Annotated in this window: 20 protein-coding genes and 2 pseudogenes; 7 read left to right on the top strand and 15 right to left on the bottom strand. The window is 63.9% G+C overall.

Translation table 11 applies throughout. From position 1 onward, the window contains the following. The 3 genes and pseudogenes from FUT88_RS26835 to hemP form a co-directional block, all read left to right on the top strand. A pseudogene (locus FUT88_RS26835) lies at positions 1–133 on the top strand (MotA/TolQ/ExbB proton channel family protein); the annotation flags it as partial. 9 nt (positions 134–142) lie between these two features. Further along, complete coding sequence (locus tag FUT88_RS19285) at positions 143–553, top strand: ExbD/TolR family protein (RefSeq protein ID WP_024975369.1); 411 nt, start codon at positions 143–145, stop codon at positions 551–553. Between the two features lie 193 nt (positions 554–746). Next, positions 747–1031 (top strand): hemin uptake protein HemP, encoded by a 285-nt coding sequence (gene hemP, locus FUT88_RS19280; protein WP_147217515.1) that lies wholly within the window; start codon positions 747–749, stop codon positions 1029–1031. Between the two features lie 198 nt (positions 1032–1229). On the opposite strand, the gene FUT88_RS19275 is transcribed toward hemP, so the two are convergent. From FUT88_RS19275 to FUT88_RS19255, 5 genes are all read right to left on the bottom strand, one after another. Beyond that, entirely contained in the window at positions 1230–1643 is a 414-nt protein-coding gene (locus tag FUT88_RS19275; protein ID WP_024972523.1) for a GlcG/HbpS family heme-binding protein, read from the bottom strand. Positions 1644–1952: 309 nt separating this feature from the next. After that, on the bottom strand, positions 1953–2240 hold the full coding sequence (locus FUT88_RS19270; protein ID WP_147217513.1) for a hypothetical protein: 288 nt from the start codon (positions 2238–2240) through the stop codon (positions 1953–1955). Between the two features lie 251 nt (positions 2241–2491). Further along, entirely contained in the window at positions 2492–2833 is a 342-nt protein-coding gene (locus FUT88_RS19265) for a hypothetical protein (protein ID WP_186829339.1), read from the bottom strand. Between the two features lie 142 nt (positions 2834–2975). Continuing rightward, positions 2976–3215: a hypothetical protein gene (locus FUT88_RS19260; RefSeq protein ID WP_147217509.1), complete on the bottom strand. Its 240-nt coding sequence runs from the start codon at positions 3213–3215 to the stop codon at positions 2976–2978. 260 nt (positions 3216–3475) lie between these two features. Then, positions 3476–3985: a phasin family protein gene (locus FUT88_RS19255; protein WP_147217507.1), complete on the bottom strand. Its 510-nt coding sequence runs from the start codon at positions 3983–3985 to the stop codon at positions 3476–3478. 190 nt (positions 3986–4175) lie between these two features. On the opposite strand from FUT88_RS19255, the gene FUT88_RS19250 reads away from it, so the two are divergent. From FUT88_RS19250 to FUT88_RS19235, 4 genes are all read left to right on the top strand, one after another. After that, complete coding sequence (locus FUT88_RS19250) at positions 4176–4586, top strand: PRC-barrel domain-containing protein (RefSeq protein ID WP_147217505.1); 411 nt, start codon at positions 4176–4178, stop codon at positions 4584–4586. A gap of 138 nt (positions 4587–4724) precedes the next feature. After that, positions 4725–4925, top strand: coding sequence for a glycine zipper 2TM domain-containing protein (locus FUT88_RS19245; RefSeq protein ID WP_004634401.1), 201 nt, complete (start codon positions 4725–4727; stop codon positions 4923–4925). A 160-nt stretch (positions 4926–5085) separates the two neighbouring features. After that, positions 5086–6048, top strand: a complete 963-nt coding sequence (gene nodI, locus FUT88_RS19240; RefSeq protein ID WP_147217503.1) for a nodulation factor ABC transporter ATP-binding protein NodI — start codon at positions 5086–5088, stop codon at positions 6046–6048. Positions 6049–6058: 10 nt separating this feature from the next. Then, positions 6059–6880 carry an ABC transporter permease gene (locus tag FUT88_RS19235; protein WP_147217501.1) on the top strand — a complete coding sequence of 274 codons (822 nt, stop codon included), beginning with the start codon at positions 6059–6061 and terminating at the stop codon, positions 6878–6880. Between the two features lie 69 nt (positions 6881–6949). On the opposite strand, the gene purF is transcribed toward FUT88_RS19235, so the two are convergent. From purF to FUT88_RS19185, 10 genes and pseudogenes are all read right to left on the bottom strand, one after another. Beyond that, a complete protein-coding gene (gene purF / locus FUT88_RS19230) occupies positions 6950–8485 on the bottom strand; it encodes an amidophosphoribosyltransferase (RefSeq protein ID WP_147217499.1) in 1536 nt (511 codons plus the stop codon). 98 nt (positions 8486–8583) lie between these two features. After that, positions 8584–9081, bottom strand: a complete 498-nt coding sequence (locus FUT88_RS19225) for a CvpA family protein (protein ID WP_102067533.1) — start codon at positions 9079–9081, stop codon at positions 8584–8586. Between the two features lie 66 nt (positions 9082–9147). Further along, positions 9148–10008, bottom strand: a complete 861-nt coding sequence (locus tag FUT88_RS19220) for an SPOR domain-containing protein (protein WP_147217497.1) — start codon at positions 10006–10008, stop codon at positions 9148–9150. Positions 10009–10021: 13 nt separating this feature from the next. Then, complete coding sequence (gene folC, locus FUT88_RS19215; protein WP_147217495.1) at positions 10022–11320, bottom strand: bifunctional tetrahydrofolate synthase/dihydrofolate synthase; 1299 nt, start codon at positions 11318–11320, stop codon at positions 10022–10024. 93 nt (positions 11321–11413) lie between these two features. After that, on the bottom strand, positions 11414–12286 hold the full coding sequence (accD, locus tag FUT88_RS19210) for an acetyl-CoA carboxylase, carboxyltransferase subunit beta (protein WP_147217493.1): 873 nt from the start codon (positions 12284–12286) through the stop codon (positions 11414–11416). 30 nt (positions 12287–12316) lie between these two features. Continuing rightward, entirely contained in the window at positions 12317–13114 is a 798-nt protein-coding gene (gene trpA / locus FUT88_RS19205; RefSeq protein ID WP_147217492.1) for a tryptophan synthase subunit alpha, read from the bottom strand. A gap of 14 nt (positions 13115–13128) precedes the next feature. After that, entirely contained in the window at positions 13129–13950 is an 822-nt protein-coding gene (locus FUT88_RS19200) for a DNA-methyltransferase (RefSeq protein WP_102067529.1), read from the bottom strand. Between the two features lie 10 nt (positions 13951–13960). Next, complete coding sequence (gene trpB / locus FUT88_RS19195) at positions 13961–15154, bottom strand: tryptophan synthase subunit beta (RefSeq protein ID WP_147217490.1); 1194 nt, start codon at positions 15152–15154, stop codon at positions 13961–13963. Positions 15155–15249: 95 nt separating this feature from the next. Further along, positions 15250–15951, bottom strand: coding sequence for a phosphoribosylanthranilate isomerase (locus tag FUT88_RS19190; protein ID WP_147217517.1), 702 nt, complete (start codon positions 15949–15951; stop codon positions 15250–15252). A 22-nt stretch (positions 15952–15973) separates the two neighbouring features. After that, positions 15974–16526 (bottom strand): annotated as a pseudogene (locus FUT88_RS19185) (tRNA pseudouridine synthase A); the annotation flags it as partial.

The following is a 16526-nucleotide window of genomic DNA, read 5'->3' as shown; positions in this document are numbered from 1 at the left end:
CAAGGCCATCATCGCCAAGCTCAACCGGTTCGCGCATGACCTGCACGCGTATTTCGTGACCGGCGCGCGCCTGCGTCCGGGTGCCTCGCGGGACGAAGCCGGCGTTCGCCTGACTGCGGTCAAGCAGCAGTAAGGAGCCGCCATGTCTTTCGGATCTTTCGACAGCGATGACGAGGTGATGAGCGAGATCAACATGACGCCGCTGGTCGACGTCATGCTGGTGCTGCTGATCATCTTCATCATCACCATTCCGGTGATCAACCACGCGGTGAAGATCGACCTGCCGCGCGCGTCCAACAAACCCGACGATGCCAAACCCCAAAGCGTGAACGTCGAGATCAACGCAGACGGCCAGGTGTTCTGGAACAACCAGCCGGTTGACGAGGCCACGCTGCAGGCCGACATCGCGCAGGCCGCGCAGCAGCAGCCGCAACCTGAGATGCACCTGCGCGCAGACCGCAATGTGCGCTACGAGCGCGTGGCGCAGGTCATGGCTTCCATCCAGCGCGGTGGCCTTTCGCGTATCGGCTTTGTCACGGAGCCGCAGCACTGACGCGACCGACACCACGTAGCACCTCACGTAACCGGGCCACGCGCCCGGTTTTTTGTTCTCCGGGCACGGATCAGCCCATCGTCAGATCACGCTTGTAATGATAACGATTCTCATTTAATCTACCTTGCATTCGCTGCACGCATCCCGCCAGCCAACGCCTCAGCCCATGCTTCACGCCCGCCAGGACATCTCCATGAATGCTGCCGAACACCAAGACGCAGGACGTACCGTGACCCGTCGTCGCCACGTTATCGTGGCCCGCAAGCGCCCTGCGTCCCTGGGGGAAACCGTGCCCACCACGTCGCCTGCCTCCGCAACATCCCGCGCCGCTCACGACGTGCCCGCTGCCATCGGCGACACGCGCGTGATGACCTCCGAACAACTCTTTGCCGGTCAGAATGCCGTGGCCATCCGCCACAACGGCGCGCTCTACACGCTGCGCGTGACGCGCTTCGGCAAGCTGATCCTGACCAAGTAACACCGCAACACGCACCGACTTTTGTGGGGACGTCTCTCTCAGGAGACATTCGGCCGTAGCCAGCCGTCATCATTTCGCATTGCCGGACGACCGCCAGCCAAGCCTTTCTTTATCCTCCACCGCGCCCAAAGAAAAAAGGGCACGACCTGCGCCGCGCCCTTCCCTTTGTTGATTCGTTTAGGTGATTGCGATTGCGTATCAGCAGATCACATTCACCGCGGCAATGCCCGCCTTGGCGATCACGACATCCTCGGTCGACTTCACGCCCGACACACCCACCGCGCCGGCACAGACGCCTTCCACCATCACCGGCACGCCACCTTCCAGCATGCCCTGCAGATGCGGCGCCGACAGGAACGAGATGCGACCGTTATTGATGATGTCTTCGTAGATCTTCGACTCGCGACGACCCAGCGCTGCGGTGCGCGCCTTCTCCGGAGCGATGTACGCCGAGATGGTGGCGCAGCCGTCCATGCGGCGCAGGCCCATCAGATGGCCGCCATCGTCCACCACCGCGATCGTCACGTTCCATTGGTGCGCACGCGCTTCTTTCTCGGCGGCGTCCAGGATCTTGGTGACATCGTCCTGGCACAGGCACGGTTTCGTTTTCATGACGTTCTCCTTGGTCGTTGTAATGCAAAGGCGCAAGGGCTGCGTAAAGCCCCGTATCAGGCAAAAGTATGCCATCGGCATTGGTCGTTTCCTCGGATGATCCTGCACCCAGGACGCAAAAGAGCCGATACATTCCTGCGTTTCAGTATCGTCGAGGATCGTTCCACCTGCGCCGTGTGTCAGCGTTTCCTGCACCTTTGCCGGCCAACGTTAACACGCGCATGCGCCAGAAATATCCACAAAGAAAAAGCCCGGGTATCGCCCGGGCTTGATGTTGCGATGCGGCAGCGATCCTGACGCCGCCCCCGTTTATGGTTGACGGCCGGAGCAGGCGCCATCCGTGTACGGATCGGCACGCCCTGTCTTGGCACCGTCGGTGTAGGGGTCGGCGCGGCCCATTTTCGCGCCGTCGGTGTAAGGATCAGCGCGGCTTACCTTGGCGCCGTCGGTATAGGCATCGGCGCGGCTCACCTTGTGGGCAGGCTGATACGGATCGATCGAGCCGGCGTGCGCGACCGCCGCGCTTAGCGCCAGGGCCAAGCCGCTTGCGGCTGCAACCAGCGTGCGCGTTGCAAAGCGTTGCGTGGTGACTTGCATGTGGACTCCTTCGGTCATGAGACTGCGAACATGACGTGCACCGCTGCGGCGCACGTGCCCGCGCTCGTTCACGCGGACGTCATATCGACCAGCTAGGGGCGCCACCAGTTCTACACCGCGCCGCTTTGTCACGGGGCTGGCGCGCACGGCCTACCTGTCACCGAGATTGGACGCAGATGCCGTGCCACGTGCATACGTCCGCCAAAGAAAAAAGCTCCCAAAGGAGCCCTTCTCTTACCAAGGTAGGTCGCTCAACGCCAATGGCCCCAGCGATGTCCGTCGTACCAGCGGTAACGCGGACCCCACCGGTACCAGCCGGCACCCACCACAACCGGTGCCGGGCCATACGCGGGCGGGCCGTAATACACAGGAGCCGGAGCGTAATACGCCGGGGGCGGCGGGGGTGCGTAATAAACCGGCGGCGGAGGCGGCGGCGGGTAATACACCGGCGCAGGCGCAACGTACACGGGCGCCACCGGCACGCCAAACCCGATGCCGACGCTCACATGCGCCGACGCCATCTGCGGCACGGCCAACACTGCCAGCGCCGCCGCACCTGCAATCCACAGCACATTGCGTCGAATCATCTTCATCACCTGCAGCTTGAGCGCCGGGCAAGTCCGTAGCCGGCGCGGAATACGGTATCTGTATTGTATTCAGGGCTGCTGACACAAGTGATACGGTGCTGGCGAATTAGTAACAGAACGTAACACCACACCGGGCGCAGAGCGCGCTTCAGTCCACCGCGGAACTGCAGTCGAACTCGCCGGAGGCGATCATCGCTTCGGCATAGGCTCGGGCGGCTTCCAGCGCGCTGGCAGCGCTGGGATATGTGTTTGCCGATTCGCGCACAGTCGTACGCGCTAACAGGGTCTCGCCGTTGCTGACGCGGAGGATACTTACTTCCGCGCGCCACGCTTGCGGCGAGAGTTCATAGGCAGATACCTCGATTTTGCAGTCGTCTCGGAAAGTCATGCGTCCTCCGGGTCGTATTGGATAAGCCAGGCTGCGTGTCAATGCACGAACAGCCAGATCACCAGCAACACAAGCGCGGGAACACCCAAGAGCCAGGCAACGAGATAGGGCATGACAACCTCCCACATGTTGATAGGCATGTGGGAAGTGTAGAAAAGCGCGCACGGACGGAGTATCGACCTCCGCCCGTGCTGTTTTGTAGGAATGTGCCGAAATGACTGTCGGCCCACGCCGACGCGTGTCACCCGTACAGAGGAGCCTCAGCGTGCGGTGCCGTTCCGGGCGGCCACGTCACTTGGGGTGAGGATTCGGCCTGCGCCTGCATCTTCGGCCGCCTCCGCGGCAGCGACTTCCAGACCGACCGACGTCTTGAAGAAGTTGACGGCGGCCTCGACGCCAGGAGGCGCGGCGTCCACAAGGTTTTCTGCGACGAACCCCCATTGGCGGCGCACTTCATCACCATGGCGCTGCAGGGCGCGGGCGATCCCGTTCTGCGTTTCGACGCCGATCTCCACAAGATTGCGCGTATAGCCGGAGACGCGTTCGCCGGCCGGTTGCAGATAGCGGGCTTGAGCGTTCCACCATGCACCTGCGTCCTGGGCGCCCGCGGCGTCGTGCAGGCAGTGCTCTGTCTCACCCAGACCGGCCTTGAGGGCCTGCAGATTGAGTCCGATCAGGCGATTGACGCCGTTTACCGCCTCTTCGGTGACAGCCATCCAGGTTTCAAGCTGTGATCGTTGCAAAACGCCGAGTTGCTCCAGAGTCATCATGTCGGTTACTCCCTCGTGAGATCGGTGAATACGTCCAGCATGTGCCGGGCGTTTCAGTGTAGCCGCGCACGATGCCGATTTCCTTGACCTCAACCGTTTGTCCTACAGGTGTTTCGGACGCAATCGTCTGCGGCCCCGGCGATGTGCGCGTTAGAGTGAAACGCTTCCTTCACCAGACTACGGAGTCACGATGAAACGTCTCACCGCTGCCCTGATCGCTGCCGCTTCCGTTGCCGCCGCGCCACTGGCCTTCGCGCAAGTCGCGGGGCACGCTGCGCTGGGTGTATCCGTTACCGAACTCGACGCCGTGATCAAAGGCGTGAGTGTGAAAAAGCAGGTGCTCGGCAAGACCGTCTACAACGAGGCCAATGAGAAAGTCGGCAATGTGCAGGACTTGATCGTGACGCCGGAGAACGCCGTCTCGTTCGCCATCGTCGGTGCGGGCGGCTTCGTGGGCGTGGGCCGCCATGACGTGGCCATTCCTGTGAACCAATTCCACTACGACCAAGGCAGGATCGTGCTGCGGGGGGCTACCAAAGATGCGATCAAGGCCCTGCCGGAATTTAAGTACGAGCGTCAGCCCAAGCCTGCGAAGGCCTGACGGCGCCGGGAACTGTGTCCTGTGCTGCCGCGCTCGAGGTGTGGGAATCGGCTGACAAGCCTTTCAGGCAACCTGACCTGCACATACCGGCATGCATGGCCTTCAATAAAGGCACACAGACGACAAAAGGAGTTTGTTATGCGTGCCTTCGTATCCTTGATTCTGGCGGCCGCATTGGCATCCGTCAGCGGATGCGCGGACATGACGCCAAAGCAGCGTAATACCGCGTTGGGCGCAGCCGCAGGTGGTGTCGCCGGGGCGGCCATCTGGGGCGGTCCGGGCGCGACGCTCGGCGGCGCTGCGCTGGGTGGCGTGGTCGGTAACGCCGTCACCAAGTAACCCCCGCCAAGCGCGCTGCGATGCGCGCGCTGCAAGCTCGGGCCAGGCCAGGTCGCCTGGCCCTTTTTATTGCCTGAGACCAGCACCATGCCATCGCACATTCCCCTCATACGCATATGCAAATGCCGGCGCATAATCGGCGTTTTGCAACGGAGGCAATGTGCGATACGAGCAAGAGGGTTTTGGCGTGAGCAGCACACCGATCCTGAGCGTCGAGGGCCTGCGCAAACGTTACGGTGAGCAGACCGTCGTCGACAACCTGAGTTTCAGCGTCCGCCGCGGCCAGTGCTTCGGCCTGCTTGGCCCCAACGGTGCCGGCAAAACCACCACGCTGCGCATGCTGCTCGGCATGACGATGCCCGACGCGGGCACCCTGAGGCTGTGCGACGAGCCGGTTCCCGAAGCCGCACACCGCGCGCGCATGCGCGTGGGCGTGGTGCCGCAGTTCGACAATCTCGACCCTGATTTCTCCGTCTCGGAAAACCTCCGCATCTTCGGACGCTACTTTGGCCTGTCGGCGTCGACCATTCGCGAGCGCATCCCAACCTTGCTGGAATTTGCGCGGCTTGAACAGAAAGCCGATGCGCCTGTGCGTGCGCTCTCGGGCGGCATGAAGCGGCGGCTGACGGTCGCACGCGCGCTGATCAACGATCCCGACATCCTCGTCATGGACGAGCCCACCACGGGCCTCGACCCGCAGGCGCGGCATCTGATCTGGGAGCGCCTGCGCTCGTTGCTCGCCGCCGGCAAGACCATCCTGCTGACCACGCACTTCATGGAAGAAGCCGAGCGCCTGTGCGACGAACTCTGCGTGATCGACAACGGCCGCAAGATCGCGCAAGGCAAGCCGCAGGAACTCATCGCACGCGAAATCGGCTGCGACGTGGTTGAAGTCTACGGCGACGATCTCAACGCCCTGCGCGCGCTGCTCACACCCCTGGCGGAGCGCGTCGAAATCAGCGGCGAGACGCTCTTCTGCTACGCACGCGATCCGCAGCCGCTCGTAGCTGCCCTGCGCACGCAGGCAGAAACGCACACCATGCCCGGCCTGCGCTACCTGCACCGCCCGGCCAATCTCGAAGATGTGTTCCTGCGCCTGACTGGCCGCGAAATGCGTGATTGAGAGAACCCCAATGCCCACTGAAACCGCAGTCACTCCCTCTCAGCAACAAGCCTTTCCGCAGCCGCTGCTGCCGCTCAACTTCCGCAACTGGCAATACGTCTGGCTGCGCAACTTCATGGTGTGGCGCAAGCTGGCCATTCCGTCGATGGCGGGCAACCTGGCCGACCCGATGATCTACCTGTTCGGCCTGGGCCTCGGGCTCGGCCTGCTCGTCGGGCGCGTTGACGGCGTGTCGTATATCGCATTCCTGGCAGCCGGCACCGTGGCGTCCAGCACGATGATGTCGGCGAGCTTCGAGGCGATGTATTCCGCGTTCTCTCGCATGCACGTGCAACGTACGTGGGAGGCGATCCTGTACGCGCCGCTGAGCCTGGGCGACGTGGTCCTCGGCGAGCTGTTCTGGGCGGCCAGCAAGTCGGTGCTCTCTGGCCTGGCGATCATGCTCGTCGCGGGCGCCCTTGGTTATGCGTCGATGCCGCAGGCGCTGCTTGCCCTGCCCGTCATCGTGCTGACCGGCTTCACGTTCGCCTGCCTGGCGATGAACATGACGGCGCTTGCGCCCAACTACGACTTCTTCATGTTCTACCAGACGCTGGTGATCACGCCGATGATGCTGCTCTCGGGCGTGTTCTTCCCGCTGTCGCAGCTGCCGGCGCCTGTGCGCGCGGCGACAAGCGTCCTGCCATTGCCGCATGCGGTGGACTTGATCCGCCCCCTGATGCTCGGGCGCACGCCTGACAACATCGCGCTGCACCTCGGCGTATTGCTGCTGTACGCCGTGGCCGCGCTGCTGCTGTGCCTGTGGCTGCTGCGCCGTCGCATGCTCAAGTAAGGCACGATCGCAACGCCCAACAAAAAAGCCCGTCGCAATGACGGGCTTTTCGTTTGCTGCGTTCGAGATTTACTCGTTCACGGCAGAGCGCTGCAGGTGCAGTTGCGTGCGCGGATCATCGTTCTGCGCATTCTCACGATCCGCCTTGGCAGAATTGTTCCGCGCGGCCTCCAGGCGATCCAGGTACGCCTCATCAATGTCGCCCGTCACGTACTTGCCGTCAAAGCACGAGGCGTCGAAATCCTTCAGTGCCGGATTGACGTCGCGCACGGCGCGCTTCATGTCTTCCACATCCTGGTACACGAGCTGGTCTGCGCCGATGATCTTGGCGATCTCTTCGTGCGTGCGCCCATAAGCCACCAGTTCGCCCCGCGTCGGCATATCGATACCGTACACGTTCGGGAACTTCACCGGCGGCGCGGCCGACGCGAAGATCACCTTCTTGGCACCGGCGTCGCGCGCCATCTGCACGATCTCCGACGACGTCGTGCCACGCACGATGGAGTCGTCGACGATCAGCACGTTCTTGTCCTTGAACTCAATCGCCATGGCGTTGAGCTTCTGGCGCACGGACTTCTTGCGCACCGCCTGGCCCGGCATGATGAAGGTGCGACCCACGTAGCGGTTCTTGAAGAAACCTTCGCGGTACGGCACGCCCAGGTGGTTGGCCACCTGCATGGCAGCCGGGCGGGACGAATCCGGAATCGGCATCACCACGTCGATCCTGTCGGTCACCTCGCGCTTGATCTTCTCGGCCAGGTAATCGCCCATGCGCAGGCGCGCGTCGTACACCGACACACCATCCATACGCGAATCCGGACGGGCCAGGTACACGTATTCAAAGATGCACGGCGAAAGCACCGGGTTGGCGGCGCATTGCTTGGTGTGCAGCTTGCCCTCGAGGTCGATGAAGACGGCCTCGCCAGGCGCCACGTCACGCTCGAACTTGAAGCCGATGCCTTCCAGCGCCACGGACTCCGAAGCGACCATGTATTCGATGTGGCCCTCCGGCGTTTCCTGGCTACCCAGCGCGAGCGGGCGGATGCCGAAGGGGTCGCGCACAGCCAGCACGCCGTAGCCCGAAATCTCGGCGGCGATGGCGTACGAGCCGCGCACGCGGCGGTGCAGGCCTTCCACCGCGGTGAAAATGGAATCGCGGTTCAGCGGAATGTCGTTGCTGGCGCGTTGCAATTCGTCGGCCAGCACGTTGAGCAGCACTTCAGAGTCGGACTGCGTGTTGATGTGGCGGCGGTCGCGCCGGAACATCTCGTCGCGCAGCTGATCGGAGTTCGTCAGGTTGCCGTTGTGCGCTAGCACGATGCCGAACGGCGCGTTGACATAGAACGGCTGGGCTTCTTCTTCGCTGGAGGAACCTGCGGTCGGATAGCGCACTTGGCCGATGCCGCTCGTACCCGGCAGCCCGCGCATGTTTCGCGTGCGGAACACGTCGCGCACCATGCCATTGGCCTTGTGCATGTGGAAAGTGCTGCCTGATGCGGTGGCAATGCCCGCCGCGTCTTGCCCCCGGTGTTGCAGGAGCAACAGACTGTCATAGATCAGCTGATTGACGGGCGTGGCTGAGACCACCCCAACGATACCGCACATGTCGAACTCCAGCGAGAACGTATTTGGTGGCGCCCACACCCGTTGCGGGCGCCGAAAAAGCTTCCCGGATCGCCTAGCTTGTGGCCAGACGCTCCAGATCAATAGTGAACATACTTCGCGACATCTGGAGGCAACAACGGCTTCGCCGCTTGTGCTGCCTGCTCCGCATAGGGCCGCGTAATCGCATCGCGCCAGAACGGCTGCTCAGGCAGGCTGGTAAAGCCGGCCACCGTCATCAGCACAAGGATGATCACGCCACCGCGTGCCAATCCGAACACCATCCCCAGGCCGCGATCTGCCGGTTTGAGCCCTGCGCTTGCCAGCGCCGCCGAAAGCAGCGCCCCCACCAGCGAAGTTGCAATCACCGTCACGATAAACAGTAGGACGAAACCGAGAATGGTGCGTGCAACCGGTCCACCTGGCAGCGATTCCGGCATCCAACCCGCGGCCACACCCGAAAACGTGTACGCCACCCACGCGGCAAACAACCATCCGAGCAGCGCCAGCACTTCGCGGATCAGCCCACGGAACAAGCCGATCAGCGCCGACGTGACGATGATGAACAGCACACCGTAGTCAAAAAAAGTCGGTTGCATCGGGCAGCGGCGTGAATCGACTGTGGCGAAATGCGGCGCGCGCTGAATACACGTTCGGCCGCATCGTCATTGCTGTACGAGCTTGGGCGTCAGGCCGATCTGCTCGGCACGTTTCTGCGCCGCTTCCGCGGATGCCCGATCGTTGAACGGCCCTGCACGCAGCAAGGCCAGATCGCCTTTGTCAGGCACCTTCTTGTGTTCGATGTAACCAGGAATCTTCTCGCCCTTGAGCTTGCCCAGCCAATTGCGGGCGCGGTCTTCGGAAGCGAAGGCGCCAATCAGCAGGATGAACTTGCCGCCGCTGGCATCGGTGCTCGGTGCAGCCGCTTGCTGTGCGGGCTGGGCCGCCGGTTGGGCAGGTTTGGTTGCGGGCTTGGACTCTGCAGGCGGCGTCACGCTCGCGACGGGCTTGGGCGGTGTTGCCGGCTTGGCTGCGGCCGGCGGATTCTGCGCTGCTGTGGGCGCATCGTTGCTTGTGACAACCTCTTCGCCCTGGTCGAGCGCGTCCGCCTGATCCGTTGACGAAGCCGCGGGACGCGACGCGGAGCGCCGGCTGGCCACTTTCGGCTCGTCGCTCGACGGCTTTGCACCACGATCGACAGGCTGATCCTGGATCTGCACGGCAACGGCATCCGTCACGGGACGCGGCTTGGCGTCGAATATGAGCGGCAGCACGATCACGGCGGCGCCAACCAGCACGAGGGCGCCGATCAGGCGGCGGCGAGCGCGTTGTTTTTGAGGGAGTTCAGGGTCAAGGCCGTCGTCGTCATCGTCGGTGCGACGCGACGCCCGGCTGCGGGCATTAGACGATGCGCGGGAACCGCGCACCGCATCGCGGGCCACATCGGCAGCACTGCCGGCGGTTGCGCCGCGCGTGCGTTCGCCTTCAGCGTTCTTGCGGGAGGAGAAGATGGAAAACAGTCCCATGAGGGCCCCGGGTTTAGTGCGCGCGGCTCTTGCGCTCCGCCAGCACGCCGGCAACGGTGTAGAACGATCCGAAGACCACGATTCTATCATCCTCGGTCGCCCGCTCCATGGCGTTGCGATAGGCTGTGGCGGGATCGCTGAATGTGCTCACGCTCGATTCCTTGCCTGCGCGGAAGCCGGCATCGCCCAGCGCCTGCGCTAGGCTTGCGGCACTCGCCGCACGCGGTGTCGGCAAGTCGGTCAGGCACCAGTGATCGACCTTGTCCAACATGTGGCCCAGCACCCCGGCGATGTCCTTGTCCTGCATGGCGCCGAACACCGCGTAGGTGTAGCGGTAGAAACCCATGTTCTCGAGGTTCTGGCCCAGCGCGGCCGATGCGTGCGGGTTGTGCGCGACGTCCAGGATGACGGACGGACGGCCCGGCAGAACCTGGAAACGCCCCGGCAGCACCACCTGCGACAGCCCCAGGCGCACGTCCTGCGCCGAGATCGGCAACCGGTCGCGCACCGACTCCAGCGCAGCCAGCGCGGCCGATGCATTCAGCAGCTGGTTCGCCCCGCGCAATGCCGGGTACCCGAGGCTCGGCCAGCGGCGTCCGCGGCCGCTGAAGCCCCACTGCTGCTTGTCGCCCTGAAAGTTGAAGTCGCGCCCGATCAGCCAAAGATCAGCGCCAATGGCTTCAGCATGTTTGACCAGGGAGATCGGCGGCACCGGGTCCGAGCAGATCGCAGGCTTGCCTGCGCGGAAGATACCGGCCTTCTCAAAGCCGATGGCCTCGCGGGTATCCCCCAGATAGGCCATGTGATCAAGATCGACGCTGGTGATGATCGCGCAATCGGTATCAACAATGTTCACCGCATCCAGCCGGCCACCGAGGCCGACTTCCAGGATCACCGCATCGAGACCCGCGTTGGCGAACAGATGCATGATCGCCAGCGTGGTGAATTCGAAGTACGTCAGGCTGACGGGCTCGGGAAAGCTGCAGCGCGCCCGCTCCACCGCCTCGAAGTGCGGCAGCAGCGTCGCGTCGGTGGCGATCTCGCCATTCACGCGTGCACGCTCGTTGAAATCGATCAGGTGCGGCGAGGTATGGCATCCCACCTTGTAGCCGGCGGCCAGCAGGATCGCCTCCAGCATCGCGCAGGTCGAGCCCTTGCCATTGGTGCCGCCCACCGTGAAGACGACTGACTTGAATTCCAGCCCGAGCGCATCGCGCACGCGACTGATGCGGGCCAAGCCCATGTCGATGCCGACCGGGTGTGCGGTTTCCAGGTGAGACAGCCAGTCGGACAGCGTATCGAATGTAGGCATGCGAAATAGGTGGCGCGGCGTCAGCGAATTGGGCCGCGCAAAAACAAGAAGCGCGGACTCTCGCCCGCGCTTCGGTTCAACAGATGTGCAGCATCAGGCCAGTGCGTCGGCCGGTTGCTTCTGCAAGAGCGCCAGAAGCTCGGCGATCTCGCGGCGCATGTTGCGGCGGTCGACGATCATGTCGATGGCGCCCTTCTGCAGCAGGAACTCGGCGCGCTGGAAGCCTTCCGGCAGCTTCTCGCGCACGGTTTGTTCGATCACACGCGGGCCGGCAAAGCCGATCAGCGCCTTCGGCTCGGCGATGACCACATCGCCCATGAACGCGAAGCTTGCGGACACGCCGCCCATGGTCGGATCGGTCAGCACGCTGATGAACGGCAGCTTGGCTTCCGCCAGCTTTTGAATCATCGACGTCGTCTTGGCCATCTGCATGAGCGACAGCAGGCTTTCCTGCATGCGCGCACCACCAGTGGCCGACACGCAGATGAACGGCACCTTTTGCTCCAGTGCCATCTGCGCGCCGCGCGTGAAGCGCTCGCCCACCACCGACCCCATCGAGCCGCCCATGAATTCGAATTCGAAGCAGGCCACGACGACCGGCAGCGCGTGAATGGCGCCGCCCATCACGACCATGGCGTCGGTCTCACCCGTGTCGTCCATCGCCGCCTTGATGCGGTCGGGGTACTTCTTCGTGTCCTTGAACTTGAGCGCGTCGACCGGGAGAATCTCCTGGCCCAGCTCATAGCGGCCTTCGGCGTCCAGCAGCGCGTCCAGGCGGGCGCGGGCGCCGATGCGCATGTGGTGGTCGCACTTCGGGCAGACGTGCAGGTTGGCCTCGACGTCGGTCCGATACAGCACCGACTCGCAAGCCGGGCATTTGACCCAGAGGCCTTCCGGAATGCCCTTGCGCTGCGACGGGTCGGTCTGTTGGATCTTGGGCGGAAGCAGTTTGTCCAGCCAGCTCATGCGTGCTCCTTGAATGCAGTGTCGCGCAGATCAGGCGTCCAACGCCTGGCGGATCTCCGCGATGAAATCAGTCAAGTATTGTACCGCTTGTTCGCGAGGAGCCTCCTCCAACAATTGCACAATGCGGGATCCGATCACCACCGCATCCGCCACGCCACTGATCGCACGTGCCGTTGCCGCATCACGGATGCCAAAACCGACACCCACCGGCAGCCGCGCGTGCTGGCGGATTTGCGGGATGCGTGCAGCCACCGCGTCCAGATCGATGGTGGCCGCACCCGTCACGCCCTTGAGCGAAACGTAGTAGATGTAACCGCTCGCCACGCGGGCGATCTGCGCGATGCGCGCTTCGGTGGAGGTGGGCGCCAGCAGGAAGATCGGATCGATGCCGGCGGCGCGCATGGTCTGGGCAAAGGCTTCGCACTCTTCCGGCGGGTAGTCGACCACGAGAACGCCGTCCACGCCCGCTTCGGATGCCGCCTTGGCAAAGGCTTCGACGCCCATCCGCTCGATCGGATTGGCGTAACCCATGAGCACCACGGGTGTCGTCGAGTCGGTGGTGCGGAAAACACGCACATACTCCAGCACCGTCCGCAGGCCAACCTTCTTCGCCAATGCGCGTTCGGACGCACGTTGGATCACCGGACCATCGGCCATCGGGTCGGAAAACGGCACGCCCAGTTCGATGACGTTGGAGCCGCCCTTGACCAGCGCGTGCATCAGGTCGACCGTCATCTCGGGATACGGATCGCCGGCCGTGATGAACGGAATCAGGCCCTTGCGGCCCTGCGCAGACAGTTGTGAGAAGGTTTGAGCGATGCGGGACATAGAGGGATCAGGTTTCAGGCGACCTTGATGGTCTCAGGCGCCTGCGATTCAGTCGGTTGCGCGTTGGCGTCAGCGGCGGCATGCACAGCAGCCACCCGTTCGCGCGCCACGCGGCAATAGTCGGCGTTGATCTCGAAGCCGGCGAAACGGCGGCCAAGCCTTGCACACGCGGCCGCCGTGGTGCCGCTGCCCAGAAACGGGTCCAGCACCAGGCCGCCCGGCGGGCAGCTTGCCAGGATCATGCGTTCCACCAGTTCCAGCGGCTTCTGCGTCGGGTGCTCGGCGCGCTCCGGGTCTTGCCGGTGCAGGCGCGACACGCTCCACACGTCCTTCGGGTTGTAGCCGACTTCCAGCCACTTCTTGCCCTCGAAACGCTTGCGGCTGCGCGCCTTCTTCGTTTCGGCGTCGTACGGAATGCGCACGGCGTCGACATCGAAGTAGTAATCGCGCGAAGCGGCAAAAAAGCCGATGTTGTCGTGCACCGACGAGAACTTGCGCGTGCTGCCGCCCATGCTCGGCACCCGGCGGTCCCAGATGATCTCGTTGACCATGGTCAGGCGCCGCTTGAGCATCACGAACAGTTCCGGCGCGTATTGCCACGTGCAGAACAGGTAGAGCGATCCGTTGCGCGCCAGCTTCGGCCGCACCGCATCGATCCAGCGCTCGGACCAGGCGAGGTAGGCATCGCCCGACAACTTGTCGGAATCGTTGCCGTAATCCTTGCCCAGCCCGTACGGCGGATCGGCGATGACGAGGTCCACACTGCCGTCGGCCAGATGCCCGACCCCGGTAATGCAGTCCTCGTTGAAGATGCCGTCGATGGCGCGCTCGGTCATGCGGCGTCCGTCAGAGCTTGATGCCGGAGAATTCGGCGACGGTATGCATATCCTTGTCGCCGCGGCCCGACAGGTTCACCAGCAGGATCTTGTCCTTCGGGAGCGTCGGCGCCAGCTTGCACGCATACGCCAGCGCGTGGCTCGATTCCAGCGCAGGGATGATGCCCTCCATGCGGCACAGGTCATGGAAGGACTGCAGCGCCTCCTTGTCGGTAATACCGACGTATTCCGCGCGCTGCACATCCTTCAACCAGGCGTGCTCCGGACCGACGCCCGGGTAATCGAGCCCCGCCGAAATCGAATGCGTCTCGATGATCTGGCCGTCTTCATCCTGCAGCAGATAGGTGCGGTTGCCGTGCAGCACGCCCGGGGAGCCGCCCGTGAGCGATGCGGCGTGGCGGCCGGTCTCGATGCCCTCGCCCGCCGCCTCCACGCCGATCAGCTTGACGTCGGCATGGTCGATGTACGGATAGAAGATGCCCATGGCGTTGGAGCCGCCGCCCACGCAGGCGATCACGGCGTCCGGCTGGCGTCCGGTCATCTCGGGCATCTGCACCTTGCATTCCTCGCCGATCACGGCCTGGAAGTCGCGCACCATCATCGGATACGGGTGCGGGCCCGCCACCGTGCCGATGATGTAGAAGGTGTCGGCCACGTTGGTCACCCAGTCCCGCATGGCTTCGTTCAGCGCATCCTTGAGCGTGCGCGAGCCCGATTCCACCGGCACCACGGTCGCGCCCAGCAGCTTCATGCGGTAGACGTTCGCGGCTTGGCGGCGCACGTCCTCGCTGCCCATGTAGACGACGCATTCCATGCCGTAGCGCGCCGCAATCGTGGCGGTGGCAACACCGTGCTGGCCGGCGCCCGTTTCCGCAATCACGCGCGGCTTGCCCATGCGGCGAGCCAGCAGCGCCTGGCCGATCACGTTGTTCACCTTGTGCGCGCCGGTGTGGTTCAGGTCTTCGCGCTTGAGGTAGATCTGCGCACCGCCGCAGTGTTCGGTCAGGCGGCGTGCATGATAGATCGGCGACGGACGGCCAACGAAATGCTTCAGCTCGTATTCGTATTCCTTGATGAACTCTGGATCGTGCTGGTAACGCGCATAGGCATCGCGCAGTTCATCGAGCGCGTGGGACAGCGTCTCCGCAACGAAGGTGCCGCCGTAGGGGCCGAAATGGCCGTGGGCGTCGGGCAGGTTGTACATGGCAATCTCTCGAGGCGTCCGCCGAGGTGAGGGTGAAGCCCCGTCGGCGGAGATATTCAGGAAGGCGTGTGTCGCGAAAGACCTGCCGGATCGGCTCAGGCCTGAACCGATGCGCCCAGGGCTGCATCGGCCTCGCGGACCGCACGCACAAATGCGGTCATCCGGGCGTGATCTTTCACGCCCCGTGCGGCTTCGATTCCGCTGCTGACGTCAACAGCGTAAGGCCGCACGCGTTCAATCGCGCCAGCGACGTTTTGCGCGCTCAACCCACCACTCAAAACGAGCCGAGGAGCGGCGCTTGTGGTTGGCAAGGATGGCGATTGCGGGAGCCATTGCGGAGGAATGAGGGTCCAGTCGAAGACGTGGCCGCCACCCCCATACCCCTCAACAAATGCGTCGAGCAGCAGGCCTTGGGCAGCGGCAAACCGATCCGCGAATTCTACCAAATCGGCCCCGGGCTGAACACGCAGGGCGCGCAGCCACGGCAGCCCGACCTCCCCGGCAATCTCGGCGCACAACTCCGCCGGCTCGTCACCGTGGAACTGAAGCAACGTCAGCGGCACTTGGTCGAGCACGCGGGCCACATCGTCCGCGCTGGCGTTGACGAACAGGCCCGTCACGGTGACGAACGGACCCGCGCGGCGCGCCAGCTCTGCCGCGCGCTCAATGGCGACGTAACGCGGGCTGGGCGGATAGAACACCAGACCGATCGCGTCGGCGCCGAGCGCGACTGCGTGGTCGACGTCGGCCGGCTGGGTCAGGCCGCACAGCTTGATACGGGTACGGTGCAACGGCATGGCGGAAGCGGGATTCACAGGCCGCGTGCTCGTCGAACACGCCGCGAAACAGGCTGGACGATGCCGGAGACGCCGGCAACGAGAAGGCATCAGGATAGCCGACCTCGGCGAGATACAGGCCGTCGGGCATGAAAGTTGGCGCGGCGGCCACGCGGCTGCGGGCGGCCAGCACATCGCCCATCCAGGACACCGGCTGGCGGCCGCGCCCGATTGCCACCAGGCAGCCCATGATGTTGCGCACCATGTGATGCAGGAACGCGCTCCCGCGAATGCGCACGAACACCCATTCGCCCTCGCCTCGCACCTCGATCGAATACATCGTTTTGACGGGCGACTTGGCTTGGCATTCGGCCGCGCGGAACGACGAGAAATCGTGCTCGCCAACCAGCACCTGGGCCGCCTCGTTCATGGCTGCCACGTCAAGGGATTGGCCGGGCGGCAGCATCACGTAGCCGGCCTTGTCTTCGAGCAGCGGTGCCCGCGTCGGGCCAAAGGTCAGTGCGTAGTAATAGGTGCGGCGATGCGCGGAGAAACGTGCGTGGAAATCTTCCGGCATCTCCTGCGCCCATCGCACG

Source organism: Ralstonia sp. TCR112 (assembly GCF_007997035.1).
Taxonomy (GTDB): Bacteria; Pseudomonadota; Gammaproteobacteria; order Burkholderiales; family Burkholderiaceae; genus Ralstonia; species Ralstonia edaphi.
The sequence above is the reverse complement of the archived record's forward strand: the minus strand, read 5'-3'. Positions and strand labels throughout refer to the sequence as shown.